Annotated in this window: 15 protein-coding genes; 4 read left to right on the top strand and 11 right to left on the bottom strand. The window is 52.6% G+C overall.

The window, feature by feature from the left end; genetic code table 11:
- Positions 1-30: 30 nt before the first annotated feature.
- Genes ABXT62_RS04465 through ABXT62_RS04455 form a run of 3 tightly spaced genes read right to left on the bottom strand, consistent with a single transcriptional unit; the run spans position 31 to position 1,482 of the window.
- Positions 31-378, bottom strand: coding sequence for a histidine triad nucleotide-binding protein (locus ABXT62_RS04465; protein ID WP_415357403.1), 348 nt, complete (start codon positions 376-378; stop codon positions 31-33).
- A gap of 19 nt (positions 379-397) precedes the next feature.
- Positions 398-583, bottom strand: coding sequence for a Trm112 family protein (locus ABXT62_RS04460; protein ID WP_415357401.1), 186 nt, complete (start codon positions 581-583; stop codon positions 398-400).
- Between the two features lie 44 nt (positions 584-627).
- The gene (locus ABXT62_RS04455) at positions 628-1,482 is read right to left on the bottom strand and encodes a M23 family metallopeptidase (protein WP_415357399.1); all 855 of its coding nucleotides are present in this window, start codon (positions 1,480-1,482) and stop codon (positions 628-630) included.
- Positions 1,483-1,587: 105 nt separating this feature from the next.
- On the opposite strand from ABXT62_RS04455, the gene greB reads away from it, so the two are divergent.
- Complete coding sequence (gene greB, locus ABXT62_RS04450; RefSeq protein WP_415358163.1) at positions 1,588-2,091, top strand: transcription elongation factor GreB; 504 nt, start codon at positions 1,588-1,590, stop codon at positions 2,089-2,091.
- 226 nt (positions 2,092-2,317) lie between these two features.
- Here the strand turns inward: greB and ABXT62_RS04445 are convergent, their stop codons facing one another.
- Positions 2,318-3,538, bottom strand: a complete 1,221-nt coding sequence (locus ABXT62_RS04445; RefSeq protein WP_415357397.1) for a serine hydrolase domain-containing protein — start codon at positions 3,536-3,538, stop codon at positions 2,318-2,320.
- A 206-nt stretch (positions 3,539-3,744) separates the two neighbouring features.
- Here ABXT62_RS04445 and gcvP point away from each other — a divergent pair, with 206 nt between their 5' ends.
- A complete protein-coding gene (gene gcvP, locus ABXT62_RS04440; protein WP_415357395.1) occupies positions 3,745-6,639 on the top strand; it encodes an aminomethyl-transferring glycine dehydrogenase in 2,895 nt (964 codons plus the stop codon).
- Between the two features lie 56 nt (positions 6,640-6,695).
- Positions 6,696-7,985 (top strand): NADH:flavin oxidoreductase/NADH oxidase family protein, encoded by a 1,290-nt coding sequence (locus ABXT62_RS04435; RefSeq protein ID WP_415357393.1) that lies wholly within the window; start codon positions 6,696-6,698, stop codon positions 7,983-7,985.
- Here the strand turns inward: ABXT62_RS04435 and ABXT62_RS04430 are convergent.
- The 7 genes from ABXT62_RS04430 to ABXT62_RS04400 form a co-directional block, all read right to left on the bottom strand.
- Positions 7,942-9,381, bottom strand: a complete 1,440-nt coding sequence (locus ABXT62_RS04430) for an SDR family NAD(P)-dependent oxidoreductase (RefSeq protein ID WP_415357391.1) — start codon at positions 9,379-9,381, stop codon at positions 7,942-7,944. The two genes, ABXT62_RS04435 and ABXT62_RS04430, sit on opposite strands and share 44 nt — an antisense overlap.
- A 38-nt stretch (positions 9,382-9,419) precedes the next feature.
- Entirely contained in the window at positions 9,420-10,883 is a 1,464-nt protein-coding gene (locus tag ABXT62_RS04425) for a cryptochrome/photolyase family protein (protein ID WP_415357389.1), read from the bottom strand.
- The gene (locus ABXT62_RS04420) at positions 10,880-11,464 is read right to left on the bottom strand and encodes a DUF2878 domain-containing protein (RefSeq protein WP_415357387.1); all 585 of its coding nucleotides are present in this window, start codon (positions 11,462-11,464) and stop codon (positions 10,880-10,882) included. Before ABXT62_RS04420 ends, ABXT62_RS04425 begins: the two co-directional genes overlap by 4 nt.
- A gap of 80 nt (positions 11,465-11,544) precedes the next feature.
- Complete coding sequence (folE, locus tag ABXT62_RS04415; protein WP_415357385.1) at positions 11,545-12,228, bottom strand: GTP cyclohydrolase I FolE; 684 nt, start codon at positions 12,226-12,228, stop codon at positions 11,545-11,547.
- 76 nt (positions 12,229-12,304) lie between these two features.
- Complete coding sequence (locus ABXT62_RS04410; RefSeq protein ID WP_415357383.1) at positions 12,305-13,585, bottom strand: class I SAM-dependent methyltransferase; 1,281 nt, start codon at positions 13,583-13,585, stop codon at positions 12,305-12,307.
- A complete protein-coding gene (locus ABXT62_RS04405; protein WP_415357381.1) occupies positions 13,578-14,342 on the bottom strand; it encodes a DUF1365 domain-containing protein in 765 nt (254 codons plus the stop codon). The genes ABXT62_RS04410 and ABXT62_RS04405 overlap by 8 nt, the downstream gene beginning before the upstream one ends.
- A complete protein-coding gene (locus tag ABXT62_RS04400; RefSeq protein ID WP_415357379.1) occupies positions 14,339-15,601 on the bottom strand; it encodes an NAD(P)/FAD-dependent oxidoreductase in 1,263 nt (420 codons plus the stop codon). Before ABXT62_RS04400 ends, ABXT62_RS04405 begins: the two co-directional genes overlap by 4 nt.
- 218 nt (positions 15,602-15,819) lie before the next feature.
- Here ABXT62_RS04400 and ABXT62_RS04395 point away from each other — a divergent pair, with 218 nt between their 5' ends.
- Positions 15,820-16,428, top strand: a complete 609-nt coding sequence (locus tag ABXT62_RS04395; protein ID WP_415357377.1) for a sigma-70 family RNA polymerase sigma factor — start codon at positions 15,820-15,822, stop codon at positions 16,426-16,428.
- Positions 16,429-16,432 lie beyond the last annotated feature (4 nt).

Raw genomic sequence — 16,432 nt, 5'->3', positions numbered from 1 at the left:
TCTCGGTTATGTTGAGGGAGCCAGGGGTGTTCAGCCAGCCATATGGCCTTCGGCGAACGCCCTGCCTCCTATGATATGCAGATGCAGGTGAAAAACGGTTTGACCAGCCTCGGCGCCATTATTGACCACCAAGCGAAACGCATCACCCACGCCCAGTTGCTGGGCGAGTTTGCCTGCGACCAGCATCAAATGACCCAGCAGCGCTTGATCGTTTAACTGGGCATCCACCAATCGGGGAATGCTCTGCTTTGGAATCACCAGAACATGAACCGGGGCCTGAGGATTAATATCATTTATGGCAATACAATGCTCATCCTCATAGAGGAATTCACTGGGAATTTCACCGCTGATAATTTTGCCAAATATCGTGTCTGACATGCCAGGCTATACCCGTTTGTTACCCAAGTTTTTCGTCAGCCGTAAGCTGTCGAGCTTCGCTTTCCAACATCACTGGAATGCCATCGCGCACTGGATAGGCTAGGCCGGATGCCTTGCAGACCAGCTCGTCCTTTTGCGTGTCGTACTCCACTGGTGCCTTGCTGACAGGACATACCAGAATACTAAGCAGTCGTTTATCGATCATTACCGTCTCACAATGCCAATCAGGGGTCGCATTATACGGGCTTTTTAGAGGTTTGGCATGGTTGGTGCCAGCAATTGTGGGTCTATCCGATGGTTACGCCAGCTCATGCGCCAGTCTAGGTGTGGCCCCGTGGCGCGGCCGGTAGCACCGACCTCGCCAATCACATCACCAGAGTTAACCTCCTCCCCCACTTCCACCAGCACCTTGCTCATATGCAGAAACGCCGAAGAAAAGCGAAACCCATGGTCCAAAATGACCGTGCCGCCGGAATAAAACAGGTCTGGTTCCGCCAAAGTGACAACACCTGCAGCGGGAGCGAGTACCACAGTGCCCGTCGGAACCGCCACATCCACACCATAGTGGGGGTTTCCTGCCGCGCCATTGTAATAACGCTGACTACCGTACACTCCCGATATTGGACCTACAGTGGGCCATTGAAACCCCGCCAAAGCAGCCTGCAACAAGTCAGGGCGCAGCAAACGCTGGGCCTTGGCTGCATTAACAAGTGCCTGCTCCCGTCGAATCCTCTCTAGCTGCTCAGGCGGTGGGGTCACCGTTTTCTGCGGCACACCTTGCACCCGCTGAACAGCGTACTGGCGAGGTGTAATCTGCAGCGTCTGACGACACACATCCGCGCCATCTTCGACCACTAACTCAGCAGTCGCGGCCGCATTGCGACCAAAACCCGCAATGGTTGTACCTGCTTGCAGGACATCCAGCGTCTCCCCGTCCAGCGTGACGCGACTTCCTGGTGGCACTTTGCCCCATATCAACCCACCCTGGGTCAGACTGCCTTCAATCTCTACGCAACTTGCCAACACGTAACCCGGCAGATAAGTCGCTGCGGCGACAAAAAGGCTTAATACTGTCGCTAACTTCACGCGTTGCTGATGTGCCATTCACTTCCCCATCCCAATATCCGTTATGCTTGCCTTTCTAACAGTGCAGACAGAAGGAGTCCAGCGGGATTTTGTTACTCAGTGACAACCGCTACAATAAATGCTATGGGACGCTACCGACCACCGCGCCAGCGCGGCTCCAGATACATTACCCCCGAAGGCGAGCAGGCACTGCGGGACGAACTGCATCAATTGTGGAAAGTTGAACGCCCGGTTGTCACCGATGCTGTCCATGAAGCCGCCAAGAACGGTGACCGCTCTGAAAATGGCGACTACATCTACGGCAAGCGGCGACTGCGAGAAATAGACTCCAGAGTACGTTTTCTCAACAAGCGCCTCGATGAAGTTGAAGTGGTGCAGCGCATTCCCAGTGAGACTAATAAGGTTTTCTTCGGCGCGTGGGTGACACTAGAGAACGAAGCTGGCGAAGAGAACAGTTGGCGCGTGGTTGGTCCGGATGAGTTTGATCTGGCCAACGGTAAACTCAGCATGGACTCGCCTATGGCACGTGCGCTGCTGGGCAAGCGCCTAGACGATGAAGTTCGGGTCCAAAGTCCCGGGGGTGAGCAAGTTTACTGTATTACGGATATCCGTTACGCGGAACCTTAAGAACAATCATCGCCCCTGCACTAGGGTTTCTGTTTGCGCCGCCGGTAATGCGCTAGAGGGTCACAAGCCCAACATAAGGCCCGTCATAAGCTTTTCATCTGATCTCTCTCCTTCAATGCGTCTTTAACCGCAACTGAAGGAGAAAATATTGAGAACTATTCTCATTTGCAATGAGAAACGAGAATACTCCTTGTTTGGAGGGCAATACCATTAAACCAAAATGTTGCTAGCGCAGCGCGCCGTAAATAATATTCTCCAGTTGCCCCCTGAAGTTAAACGTACTGGAAGGCATCAACTGCGTCATAAAAATCACCACCAGTTCCTCCACCGGGTCTACCCAGAACAAGGTGCTGGCCAAACCGCCCCAAAAAAAACTGCCCGTAGACCCGGGGTAACCATTCCCCACTGGATCCAGTTTGACCGCAAAGCCCAACCCAAAACCCACTCCTTCATAGGCTGATTCACTAAAACCACCGGTGGCCATGACAGAAAGGTCCTCATCACCGGGAAGGTGGTTGCAGGTCATAAATTCCAAAGTCCGTGATCCAATAATTCGCGTACCCTCCAGTGTGCCGCCACCCAGTAACATCTGGCAGAAGCGATAATAGTCCCCGACTGTGGACAGCAGGCCACCGCCACCGGAGTAGAAACTGGGGCTGGCAAACCGGCTATCCTGCCCGTCATCATTCAACACCATCTCCCGATTAAGATTGCGCTCGTAACAGGACGCAAAGCGTGCAGCTTGCGTCGGAGCGATCTCAAAACTCGTATCTACCATGCCCAGTGGCTCAAAAATAACGGTGCGCAGATAGTCGGGAAGACTCTGCCCACTAATCACCTCCACTAGGTGACCCAGCACATCGGTCGATAGTGAATAGTTCCAGCGCTCCCCTGGGGAAAACTCCAGTGGCATCGATGCCAGTTGATCGACCATATCCTGCAGTGTATAGCCAGGCCGCGGGTTGCCAATCTGTTGTTTTCGATAGGCATAATCAATGTTAGACGAACGCAGGAAATCATACGTCAGGCCAGAGGTGTGCATGAATAAATCGCGAATAGTCATGGCCCGTTTGCAGGGCTCGGTGGCAAACAGCGGGTAAGAACCGGCCGACCAGACCCCCAAGTCACGCCAGGACGGAATAAATCGATGCACCGGATCATCTAGCGAAAACAGCCCCCTCTCAAGCAGCGTCATCATAGCCAGGGAAGTGATCGGTTTGGACATGGAGTAGATGCGCACAATGCTGTCCTCGGCCATGGCAGTGCCACGCTCTAGATCGCATTGACCTTGTACATCCAGATAACAAGCCTTTCCGCCGCGCGAGACGAGTGTAATGCTGCCGGGAATTTTTCCAGGCTGGATATAGCGCTTCGTGAGATGCTCGCTCACGCGGGCCAACTGCGCGCTGTCCATACCAACGGATTCGGGGGTCACAATCTCCAACACACTCACTCTCCTCGGGCTCGATAAAGGTGCCTAGTGATACCTGCGCTAAAGCGAAAACGCAAGTCAGGCAGCTATTTTATCTTTCCCGTTAAGTGGCCTTAAACGCTGCAATTTATTGCCCGTCAAGGTGCTCTCTTGCTATTATAGGACTGTAAAACACGCCTGCAAAACACGCCTGCATCATTTTAGTAACTCTCGGAGTATCCATGAGCCGTCCGTCTCTACTTGATTTGGAAAACCATGCCGAATTCATCCAACGTCATATTGGACCTACTGTCGAGCAGCAAACAGCCATGGCCCGCGCCATTGGCTACGACAATCTAGATGCGCTGATCGATGACACCGTACCTGCGGCCATTCGTCGGCAGCAACCTATGCAACTGCCCGGAGCCCAGACTGAGCAGCAAGTCATTGCGCGACTGCGAGAGCTGGCAAGTCTGAATATCGTCAATCGCTCCTTTATCGGTATGGGTTACCACGATACCGTCACGCCCCCGGTTATCCAGCGCAATGTACTGGAAAATCCCGGCTGGTATACCGCCTATACGCCTTATCAGCCGGAAATATCCCAGGGCCGTCTGGAAGCACTACTGACTTTCCAGCAGATGGTGCTCGACCTGACCGGAATGGACCTGGCAAATGCTTCCATGCTGGACGAAGGCACTGCTGCCGCAGAGGCTATGACGCTGTTACAACGGGTGAACAAAAAAAACCGCAGCAGCACCTTCCTGATAGCAGACGATTGCCACCCCCAGACTATCGCTGTGGTAAAAACTCGAGCCAAGGCACTGGATATTGAGGTCTTAGTCGGCGATCCGGCAGAGCTGCTCAACACTACCGAGGCCTTCGGCCTGCTAGTGCAATACCCCGGCACCTATGGGCATCTACAAGACATTTCTCCATTGACAGAGAAAGCCCATAAAAAAAATACGCTAGTGGCGGTGGCGGCGGACATTATGGCTCTGCTGCTGGTGAAATCACCCGGCTCAATGGGCGCCGATGTAGTGCTGGGCAATACCCAGCGCTTTGGTGTCCCCATGGGCTTTGGCGGCCCTCATGCGGCTTTTTTTGCCACTCGAGACGCCTACAAACGTTCTACCCCGGGACGCATTATCGGTGTATCTATAGACCGACGCGGCAACCAAGCCCTGCGCATGGCCATGCAAACCCGCGAGCAACATATCCGTCGCGAAAAGGCCACCAGTAACATTTGTACGGCGCAAGCACTGCTCGCCGTTATGGCCGCTTTCTACGCTATGTACCATGGACCGACGGGACTGCGACGGATAGCCACCCGCATTCAGCGCTTGGCCTGTATTCTAGTGAAGGGGCTGGAAGACGCCGGCTTCACGCGCGACAACGCCAGCTTCTTTGATACCGTCAGCTATACAGTGGGTGGGCAACAACAGGCTATCGTTGAACGTGCACTAGCCAGCGGCTTAAACCTGCGCATCATCGGCAGTGACCGTCTGGGCATCTCTCTGGATGAAACCACCTCCGCCTCAGACATCGAAGCTCTGTGGTGTGCCTTTAGCGGCGACAATGTGTCTTCCTCCGTAGCAATAGTGGATACTCAAGTAGCAGAAAACGGCGGGATTCCAGATCAGTTACTGCGACCCATTGACTACCTACAACACCCCCTCTTCAACAACTACCATTCGGAAACGGAAATGCTGCGCTACATGCGCTACTTGGAAGACAAAGACATGGCGCTCAATCGCGCAATGATTGCTCTGGGCAGTTGCACCATGAAGTTGAATGCCACCACCGAAATGCTACCGGTGACCTGGCCTGAGTTCGCGGGATTACACCCGTTCGCGCCTCCCGAACAGACCGCCGGCTACCAGGCGATACTAGCGGAACTTGATCAAATGCTAGTGGAATGTACTGGCTATGACGCCATTTCTCTGCAACCCAATGCGGGCTCTCAGGGCGAGTACACCGGGTTATTGGTCATCCGCCGTTATCACGAAAGTCGCGGTGACACGCAGCGTAACGTCTGCCTCATCCCCTCCTCAGCACACGGCACTAATCCTGCTAGCGCGGCGCTGGCAGGCATGCGAGTAGTGATTGTTGAATGCGACGGGCTTGGGAATATCGACATGGCCGACCTGCGCACCAAGGTCCAACATCACACACAAGATCTATCGTGCATCATGGTGACCTACCCGTCCACTCACGGCGTATTCGAAGAATCCATCATTGAATTGTGTGAGATTATCCATCAACACGGTGGCCAAGTGTACGTGGACGGCGCCAACCTAAACGCGCTCGTGGGAATTGCTGCGCCGGGGAAATTCGGCGCCGATGTGTCGCATCTTAATTTACATAAGACTTTTTGCATTCCACACGGCGGCGGTGGTCCAGGCATGGGCCCCATCGGTGTGGGTGCGCATTTACAACCGTTCCTGCCCAGCCATCCGGTGGCGCCCATTGCGGGTCTAGATCCGAACAACGATGTCGTCTCCTCCGCACCCTTTGGGAGTGCTTCTATTCTGACGATCTCTTGGGCCTATATTGCACTGATGGGTGAAGAAGGTCTGACGCTGGCAACTAAGGTGGCTATTCTCAGCGCCAACTACATCGCCCACCGACTCAAGGATCACTATCCCATCCTCTACACGGGTGCCAGCGGCAATGTGGCGCACGAATGTATTTTGGATATTCGCCCGATCAAGGAAGACAGCGGCGTATCGGAGGAAGATATCGCTAAGCGCATGATCGACTTTGGGTTTCATGCCCCAACCATGTCGTTTCCCGTCGCCGGCACACTGATGGTGGAACCAACAGAATCAGAATCGCTAGCGGAGGTGGATCGATTCTGCGATGCCCTGATAGCAATCCGCGCGGAAATTAACGCAGTACAAACCGGCGCACTCGATGCGACGGACAATCCATTGAGCAATGCCCCACATACGCTGGCCGACGTCGCTGCCAGTAACTGGGATCATCCGTATGACCGCGAGCATGCAGCCTATCCCGTCGCATCTTTGCGGCACTATAAGTACTGGGCGCCGGTTAATCGGGTAGACAATGTCTACGGTGACCGCAACCTGTTTTGCGCCTGCCCAGCCATCGATTCGTATCGAGATGAGACTTAGCGCAGTATTCAGCGCACTCCTGGCTCTGCAGCCACCACTTACACACAGGAACTGCCATGTCTGACATCCTCGCTCAATCACTGAGGCTGCCCTGTGGAGTAGTACTAGAAAATCGCCTTGTGAAAGCCGCCATGACAGAAGGGTTGGCGAATCCGGCGGGAGTACCGACGGCCGCTCTAGACCGATTGTATGGCCTGTGGAGTGACGGCGGCGCGGGGTTGCTTCTGTCCGGTAACATACTGGTGGATGGCGATCATCTGGAACGCCCGGGCAACGTCATCATAGATCAACAACCGAATGAGGCGATGCATCAAGCGCTTTCGAGTTGGGCCAAAACAGCGACTCGCAAAGGCAATCACTTCTGGGCACAAATCAGCCATGCCGGGCGACAGACCCAAAAGGTCATCAACCCCCACCCAAAGGCCCCGTCTTCGGTAAAGATGGGGCTGCCCGGTGGGCAATTTGGCGAGCCCGTTGCACTGACGGTTGCTGAGATCGAAGACATCGTGCATCGCTTCGGCGTATGTGCTGCGGCAGTGAAAGCGGCAGGCTTCACCGGCGTCCAGATTCATGCGGCCCACGGCTATCTGCTTTCACAGTTTCTTAGTCCGCGGACTAATCTCCGCATTGACCAATACGGTGGTGAGCTGGCTAATCGTGCCCGAGCACTACTAGACTGCGTTCGCATCGTCCGCGCGTCGGTAGGCCAGAACTTCCCCGTAGCGGTCAAACTCAATAGTGCGGATTTTCAAAAAGGCGGTTTCGCTTTTGAAGACAGCTTGCAAGTGGCCCAATGGCTGGAAGCGGCAGGCGTCGACGTGATAGAAATTTCCGGCGGGACTTACGAGCAACCAAAACTGCTTGGCGCGGAGGGGCTTGAAGAAGAAGAACAGCAAAATGTCGCACAGTCCACATTGATGCGCGAAGCCTACTTCGTTGATTTCGCGCTGGCCATGAAAAAAACGGTATCCATTCCACTTATGGTAACGGGTGGCTTCCGTCGGCGCGCTGCCATGGAGCAGGCCATTACTGCTGGAGGCGCGGACCTGATCGGACTTGGGCGGCCATTATGTGTCGTCACGGATGCGCCTGCCAAATTATTGCAAGGCGCATCCGAACTGCCGCGCTTTGAAGCACAACTGGCGATGTTTCCGCCTTGGTTAACCTTTCTTAACCGCTCTAAAACGCTTCGGACGATCGCGAGCTTCGGTGTTCAATACTGGTATTACGCACAACTGGATTTACTCGGGGTTAATGGAAAATCAGAACCGACCATGAGCGTTTTCGCAGCAACGCGGAAGGTCATGTCTGAGCAGAAACGCTGGCTCGCTGCGCGACGTCGATAGCGTATTTATTCGACGCAAGGAAACTCATGAGTTTCTTCGTTTCTTGCCCAGACCCCCTCGTTTTACTGAGCAAGTGAGTAGTATGCTCAGCTCGATCGAGGAACAATTTACCGCTGACGGAACCGGCCTCAGTGGCTACTGCCAACCAAACGATGGTATCGGCGCCTTCTTCGGATGATCGCAGCACATGTCGGGTAAGTTTGCGAAACTGGGGCAGCGCGCTGCGAACACCCGGCGTATCAGCCCAGCCAGGATGCATTGCATTTACTACGATACCCTCTCCCTCCCAGTCGGCAGCCCACTGCTGCGTCAACACCATCAGTGCGCGTTTTTGTCGGGCATAGGCCTCACTACCGGAATATGCGGGGGTGTCAGGCGCCAACAGCTGTTCAACATTGAGCGCCTGACTGTACATGCCCCCCGAGACCACATTGATCACCCGAGGCGATGACGCCATCAACAGTAAAGGCTTCAGTCCTTCCGTCAGACGATAAGGACTGAGCAGCAAAAGTGCAAAGCTTTGCTCCAGACCTTCATTCGTTTCACTTCGAGGATTAAAAAGTGCGCCCGCATTATTGACTAGCACGTCAATAGGCCGCCCACGTTTTTTCATCCGCTCGACCAAACTATCAACATCTGCCATAAGACTTAGGTCCGCAAGTTCATAGTGTATGTTGCAATTACCCGTTTCTGCCTGTAAATCAGAGACAGTCTTTTCCGCCTTCACACGATCACGCACAACCAGCGTCAAGTCAGCCCCCCGACGGGCCAGCTCCTGTGCGGTAGCATAGCCTAGCCCGGATGATGCGCCGGTGATGACCATATGCTTGCTCTTTATAGAAGCCGTCATGGGATGAAAGCGCTTGCGCCCAAGTTTATATCCGAGCCGCGAAAATAAAGACAATGCTGGAAGTACCAGTTTATCAGCGACTTTATCCGTTGAAGTCGGCGTCTCGACAGGAAAGTTATCTTTCAGCGCACGTGCGAGCCCTGCTACCGAATCTCTGCCCATACTTTCCAATCCCTGCTTTGCCAATCCAGCAAGGGTCGACATCAGTGGCTTGAAAAAAAACTCAGCACGATAATCAATGCGCGTTCCACCAGGCACTTCAGAGAACGAGATTGTGTCCTCAATATCAAAAAATCTACAGCTACCACTAAGCACAATGAGCGTATTGATCTTCAGAGTTTTCACCGTATAGAGCAGCGTTATACTGCCCACAGGAAGCGCGCACTCCACTTCAAATTTTGTCCCTACAGCAACCGCACCGGGCGTCAATTTGCGAGCTGCAATAGCGGTAGTGTCCCATTCAACGGTCGTGGTGAAATCACTGACGTAGTCATAGACTTCCTCTGGCGAGCGTTTTACATCAGCGATTTCATGTAGCACAGTCATTGCATTTCACCCTTAAATTTAGCGTCAGTAACGTTTGATTATCCTGACTTCATATCTGCATAGGCGGCCAACGCCGCACCTCGTGCATCTCGATGGTCAACAATAGGAAAGGGATAAGTCTCTCCTAATATCACGCCGGCGTCGTTCAGCACTCCTATGGGAGCCGACAAGGGTTGATGCAGAAACTTATTCGGCAGCGCCGCCAGTTCGGGTAGCCAGCGTCTGAGGTAGTCGCCATCGCCATCAAATTTTTGTGCCTGCGTCGTTGGATTGAAAATACGAAAATACGGTGATGCGTCCGCACCGCTGCCGGCGACCCACTGCCATCCGCAGGCATTGTTGGCTAAATCGGCATCCACAAGCGTATCCCAGAACCAGCGCTGGCCGGACCGCCAATCTACTAGTAAATGCTTGCACAAGAATGAGGCAGCGACCATCCGCACCCGATTATGCATATAACCCGTTTGCCAGAGCTCTCTCATTCCCGCGTCAACGATAGGGTATCCCGTTTTGCCCTGTTGCCAAGCGGTTAATGCATCCACGCCGCCGACCCAAGGAAAGGCAGCGAAATCAGACTTGAATGCGTGCGTTGGCATCGTAGGGAAGTGGAACAAAAGGTGGTGGGAAAACTCACGCCAGCCCAACTCACTCAAAAATTTTTCAGCCTCATTATCAAGTTCTGGGTTGGCCAATTCAGCTTCCCTGACAGCGCGAAAAATTCTGTGTGGGGCTATCTCTCCAAAGTGCAAATGTGGCGATAACCCAGATGTTGCACCGCGAGCCGGGTAATTCCTACCCTTATCGTATTGCGCTATAGCGCCGCGCATAAATGCCTTGAGCTTACGCACTGCCCCCCGCTCTCCCGGCTGCCACAGTTGCTCCCAGCTCGGCGCCCAATTTGGTGTCACTGGCAACAGCTCTAGATCTTCAATGCGCAACGATGATGGTTTATAGGTGCTCCATGTTACAAACTCGGCCCTGGGGTTTGATGTCTCGGTGACGGGCAAGACCCGACATTTTCGCCAGAACGGTGTAAACACTTTGAAAGGCGTGCCAGCTTTGTTCTTGATCGACTCTGGCTCCCACAGAAGTGACCCAGAATAGCGTTTTAGCTTAACCCCTGTGCTTAAGAGAGCATCGTGCAACTGTTCTTCCAACAAACGAGCCCACGGTTCATATTGTCGCGAACAGCAGACAAGGTCAGCGCCGGTCGAGTCTGCCAGTTGCGCAAGAATCGTATCAGGTCGCCCTCGCGACAGATGAAGCTGACCACCCCTCTTCTCGACATCAACTGCAAGGGAGGTCAAGCTGTGGTGCAGCCACCAGCGGCTTGCGCCACCTAACGCCCAATCGCCGGGGCTGTCGTCATCAAGGATGTAACACGCTAACACCGGTCTGCCCGTTGCAAATGCCGCATTGAGTCCGGGAAGATCGTCCAACCGGAGGTCCTGCCGAAACCAATAGATGACGGGGCTGGCAGTATTGAACTGTGGCTGCGTCAAACCGGTGATCGCTGCCGCGCAGGACCTTTGGCCCCTAGGGCATCGCCATCGCTATGATGGGACATTTTGGCAGATATTTTGAGAAATAATGGGAAGGCTATGGCCCACAACGTTCCTATGATAATAGGCCCCCAAAAAAGCGATCCAAACTCTATCGATGTTAGCCCAATACCTGCGACATAGGACATTGTCCCCCCTACTGCGCCAAGAATGCTGGATAAGATGGTTCTGCTTTGAAGCCAGTCAAAGGCATGCATCAAGGTCGTCGCAAACACTGGCCACAAGCAGGTCAACCAGAGTGGCGCATAGGTCGACTGGCCTCCTAAATTAAATACACCCGTTGCGAACAATATCTGGTCGACGACAAGACCAAACGCTGTTACACCGGCCACAATCAGCAATTCGGGTCTTCCTTTTCCCATAAGATAAAAATGTGCCGACATGTGCAGCAACACAATGACCGGCGCGATGAAAGACGACTGCGTGAGTAATATAGCGAACCAACTGACATTGAACATCAGAACATTCGCTATCTTAGCTAATGCAGGGCTGCCCAAACGGGCTGATGTGAACAGGTTCACCCAGCTCTCCTTGATAGTGTACCTCTCAGAGCGCTCTCAGAGTGCTGACTGGCAGGTACGCATGACCGGTTGCACAGACTTTACGCGGAGAGGAATTCCGCTCTTGTGCGAGAGTCTTTTTTGAACTGCCCACCCAGTGCAGTGGTGCGAGTCCGCGAATTAGAATCCATCACTCCTCTGGCTTTTACACAGTAATGAACCGCGTTGATGCTGACGGCGACGTTCTCAGTCTCTAGAAGAGTTTGTAAGGCTACCAGCACCTGCTGCGTTAGTCGCTCTTGAACCTGAGGTCTCTGGGCAAAGAATCGAACAATACGATTTACCTTGGACAAGCCGATGATCCTGCTCGCCGGAATGTAAGCAACACTCGCCATACCGTCGATGGTGACAAAGTGATGCTCGCAAGTGCTCACCATCGAAATATCATCAATGCGCACCATCTCCTCAACACCCATTTTGTTGTCGATCGCGGTGGCTTTGGGAAAACGTGCATAATCTAGGCCAGAAAAAATCTCATCAACATACATTTTGGCGATACGTTTTGGCGTGTCACACAAGCTATCGTCTTCAAGATCTAGACCAAGCGTGGAGGCGATCTCTTCAAATGCATCTTTAATACGCTCAAATTTTTGGTCACGAGTAAGGCCATTCTCGATCAAAGGCGTTTCAAGCCCACGCATTATCAGCGCATCGCGCACACTCCGAGCATCTTCAGACATCACCTGCGGAGCGGCAATCATGGTTTGCATCAAGGCTTTTTCCATAACACGGACCTCGTATCGTTAGCTTAGGGTTAATTACGCAGACACGCGCACTTCAGATCTTTTTTTCCGTAGATTTTCATTCATAAACAGGCGCAACTGAGCCCTGAAACCGATAGTCAGGCTTAGCGAATGCCAGCTGCACCGTACTGATAACGCGTTCACGGAAGCCTCCCTCGCAATAGCACAGGTAGAAATCCCACATCCGCACAAACTCCTCACTGAACCCCATGCCCCGCACTGCCTCGAGATTAGCAAGGAATCGTTGGCGCCAATGTGCCAATGTCTCAGCGTAGTCATTCGTGATGTCCCGTAAATGCACGATCTGCATATCCGTGTCACGCGCGATATGCTGAGCCATCACTGCGACAGAAGGTAAACAGCCCCCAGGGAAGATATAGCGCTTGATAAAATCAACGGAGTCTCGCGCCTCTTTATAACGCTGATCCGCCATTGTAATGGCCTGAATCACCATTTTCCCATTGGGCTTGAGAAGTCCAGAACACATGCGAAAATAATTCTGATAAAAATCATGGCCTACAGCTTCAATCATCTCAATGGACACCAGCTTGTCATATTCCCCGGTGAGATTGCGATAGTCTTCGCATAACAGTGTAATCTGGCCTTCAAGCCCTTCTTCCCTAACTCTAGCGGAAGCGAAGTCGTACTGCTCCTGTGATATCGTTGTTGTGGTGACTCGGCAACCGAAATTCTTCGCCGCATGTATCGCCATTCCACCCCAACCTGTGCCTATCTCCAACAGATGATCATCAGACTTTAATTCAAGTTGCTGACAGAGTTCATCGAGCTTGGTCTCCGATGCCACTTCAAGACTAGCGGACTTGTCCGAAAATAAAGCCGACGAATACATCATTGTAGGATCAAGAAACAGCTGAAAGAATTCATTACCAAGATCATAGTGAGCAGCAATATTTAACTGCGATCCTTTGTAGGTATTGCGGTTAAAACGGTGAGCAATCTTCAATGCCAGCTTTACAAAGACGGACTGGCTCGCGTCAAACTTATTCAGTAATACAAGGTTGGCACTGAATATACGCATTACGTCCATTGCATCAGGCGAAGACCAATAACCCTTCATATACGCCTCACCGGACCCAATCGAGCCTCCAGTGAGCATTTGTGAGTACACAGCGGGACTGTGTATATGCACTTCTGCCTGTGGCTCGTGTGGTTTGTCTACACTACCGAAATGATGGCTGCACGGTCCCTCATGCAGCGTTAATGAGCCAACCTGCAACTTACTGAGTAACCTGAAGATGGCTTCCCTGGCTATTTTTTCGCCAACCCTAGCACTGCGCGTCTGTGGTAAACGCAACGTGCCGATACTGACTTCATTCATTCTTTGCTCCTATCGCATCATTTGCGGGGTGGGTATAGACTGGCATTCCCTTGATGTAGAGCCGCAGAGCCTGCCAATAGATGGCAAGCGCTACCTTCACCGACATCAGCGGGTAACGGAAAAGTAATTTATTCAGGTTCCCAGCAGACATCGGCTGGGCTGACAGGGACAGGGTAGCATCGAACACCTTTTCGTCCTCCAAGAGATTCTCCATGTGCAACACCAACCGTCGATCAGGCGTATTACTACGCCACCGATAGCGCATATTCATAGGATTGAAGGGTGACACATGCAATTGCTTATCAAACATGGTTCGCAACCAGCGGCCCTGTTCCGGACCCTCAAGCACATAACTATGCCGCTCATTCCACGGCGTATTGTTCACCTCTGCAACGACATATTCTAAACGCGTCTCATCTTCGTTAAAACAGTAATAGCAGCCGATAGGGTTCATCACAAAACCGAAGTAGCACAAGTTAGCCAACAAGTAGATCGGACCGACGTGCTCCGCACCGGTTTCCTCGCGTATTCGTCGTCGTACTTCATCCTGCAGGGGAAGCGCAGGATCACCGAGAAAATCACTGCGCCTAAACTGGGCCAGGGCCCTGCCTGTGGCAGACCAGAACGGTGTTTTGGCAAAAATATGGGGTAACTCATCCAGACACAGGTAGGGCATGATAACCTTATATTGGAACTCATGACGCTCTGGAGCTGCCCGACGATGCCTCAAAATACCCTGGTAGATACGTGACTTCACGCAGCTGCCACATGCTTGCTGCACAGCCCATTGGCAACGCGAAGCGCACTGACCACGCCATCCTCGTGGAAACCGTTTTGCCAGTAGGCACCACAGTACCATGTGCTGGCCACACCATTGATTTGGTCCCAGCGTTGTTGTGCGGCACACCCCTCTAACGAGAACACCGGATGGTCGTATTCAAAGCGGCCTATAATCTTATGCGGATTGATCGCTGCGGTATTATTCAGTGTGACGCAGAATGTTTCAGGCGCTTGAATCCCCTGCAGGATATTCATGTTATAGGTCACAATCGCGCGATTCTCTCTTTCCCCGAGAGTATAGTTCCAGCTACTCCATGTTTTCGTTTTGCGCGGCAGCATACGGATGTCTGTATGCAATACAACATCATTGGTCTGGTAGGGGATGGCGCTGAGAATTTCTGTCTCTAGGACAGACGGCTCTTCCAATAGCGCCAGCGCCTGATCAGAGTGGGTCGCAAATACCACCTGATCAAAGCTCAATCGCTGACCATCTGCCATCGTCAATGTCACTCCTTTCCCAGTATGCCTGGCGACACTAGTCACCGCGTTGCCGACAGAAATACGCTCTGAGAAGCGCGCGCACAAGGGGCGCAGATACTCCCTGGAGCCGCCTTCAATAACACGCCACTGCGGCCTGTCTTTCACCGACAGCAGCCCGTGATTCCGAAAAAATCTCAGGAAAAAAATAACCGGGAAATCTAGGATGGTGTCACAGTCGGCAGACCAGATCGCAGAGCCCATAGCCGCCAAGTAATGGCACTTAAATTTCTCACTGTAGCCCTTTCTCACAAGGTAGGCACCCAGTGTCTCGTTATCTGCGATCTTACCGTCGTCAAGGTCAACAACCGCCTCGCGGTTAAATCGCAGGATATCGCGAACCATACCGATGAAGGGTAAAGATACTAGATTACGACGCTGGGCAAAAAGAGTATCTAGATTCGTACCAGAATATTCAAGACCTGACTCAGGGTCCCGCACACTAAAACCCATGGCTGTCGGCTTGCTAGCAACACCCAGCTCGTTCATTAATTCAATGAAGCAAGGATAAGTCCAGTCATTAAATACAATGAAACCGGTGTCGATGGCGTAGTGCCGGGTGCCGAGTTTCACGTCCACGGTAGCTGTGTGGCCGCCAATCTTGCGCGCTGCCTCATAAACCCAGACCTCATGCTCATCGCTAAGGTAATGTGCGCAGGCTAGACCTGATATGCCTGACCCAATCACGGCGACCTTCATTATTGCAATTCTCTCACTGCCGGCACCTCTCAGGGCATTGTCTTATCTCACCGAAATACGGCAACAGCCCGTATATGGATCAGTTTTGACTAGATTTTACATGGATTTGCCGCCTATGGAGCGTTCTTGGCCTAACCGCACGCTAAATCATGATGAATTGGAGTGATCCATCTGCCTGTTGACGCGTATACTCCTTAACTCATTTGGGGCCCCAGAGAATGATGACTGTGACAGACAAGTTTGATGATGAGACAGACGCGCAAATCGAGCCTAGTGGAAAACGCACGGATGAATGGAGTGAGTGTCTCACTTTAATCGGACAGCATGAGGACCGAGCAGCCTTCACACGGCTATTTCGACACTTTGCCCCATTAATGAAGGCTTTCGCTTTGTCAGGTTCTACGCTTTCCGCTAACAACGCAGACGAATTAGTTCAAGAGGTTATGTTAAAGGTCTGGCAAAAAGCGGGGGCGTTCAACGCGGAAAAGGCTGCCGCCAGTACCTGGATTTATACTATAGCGCGCAATAGTCGAACCGATCTATTTCGCCGTCTGCAGAAATTTGACACCCCGCTATCAGCAGACGACGTATCAGGCTCCCAGGAAAGCGAAGAAGCGTTTATGGTGCTGCATCAAAAGCGCGGCAGGGACAAGATTAGAGGTCTCATCGATGAACTGCCCAACGATCAAGCCCAAATCCTCGCAAAAGTGTATATGGAGGGAAAATCTCATTCTGAAGTCGCCGGAGAGCTGGATATCCCGCTGGGAACAGTAAAGTCGCGCGTGCGATTGGCTCTCCAGAAACTACAAATCCGATTTGAGAAATAATACT

The sequence above is a fragment of the Halioglobus sp. Uisw_031 genome, assembly GCF_047729875.1.
In the GTDB taxonomy this organism is placed as follows: Bacteria; Pseudomonadota; Gammaproteobacteria; order Pseudomonadales; family Halieaceae; genus Marimicrobium.
The sequence above is the reverse complement of the archived record's forward strand: the minus strand, read 5'-3'. Positions and strand labels throughout refer to the sequence as shown.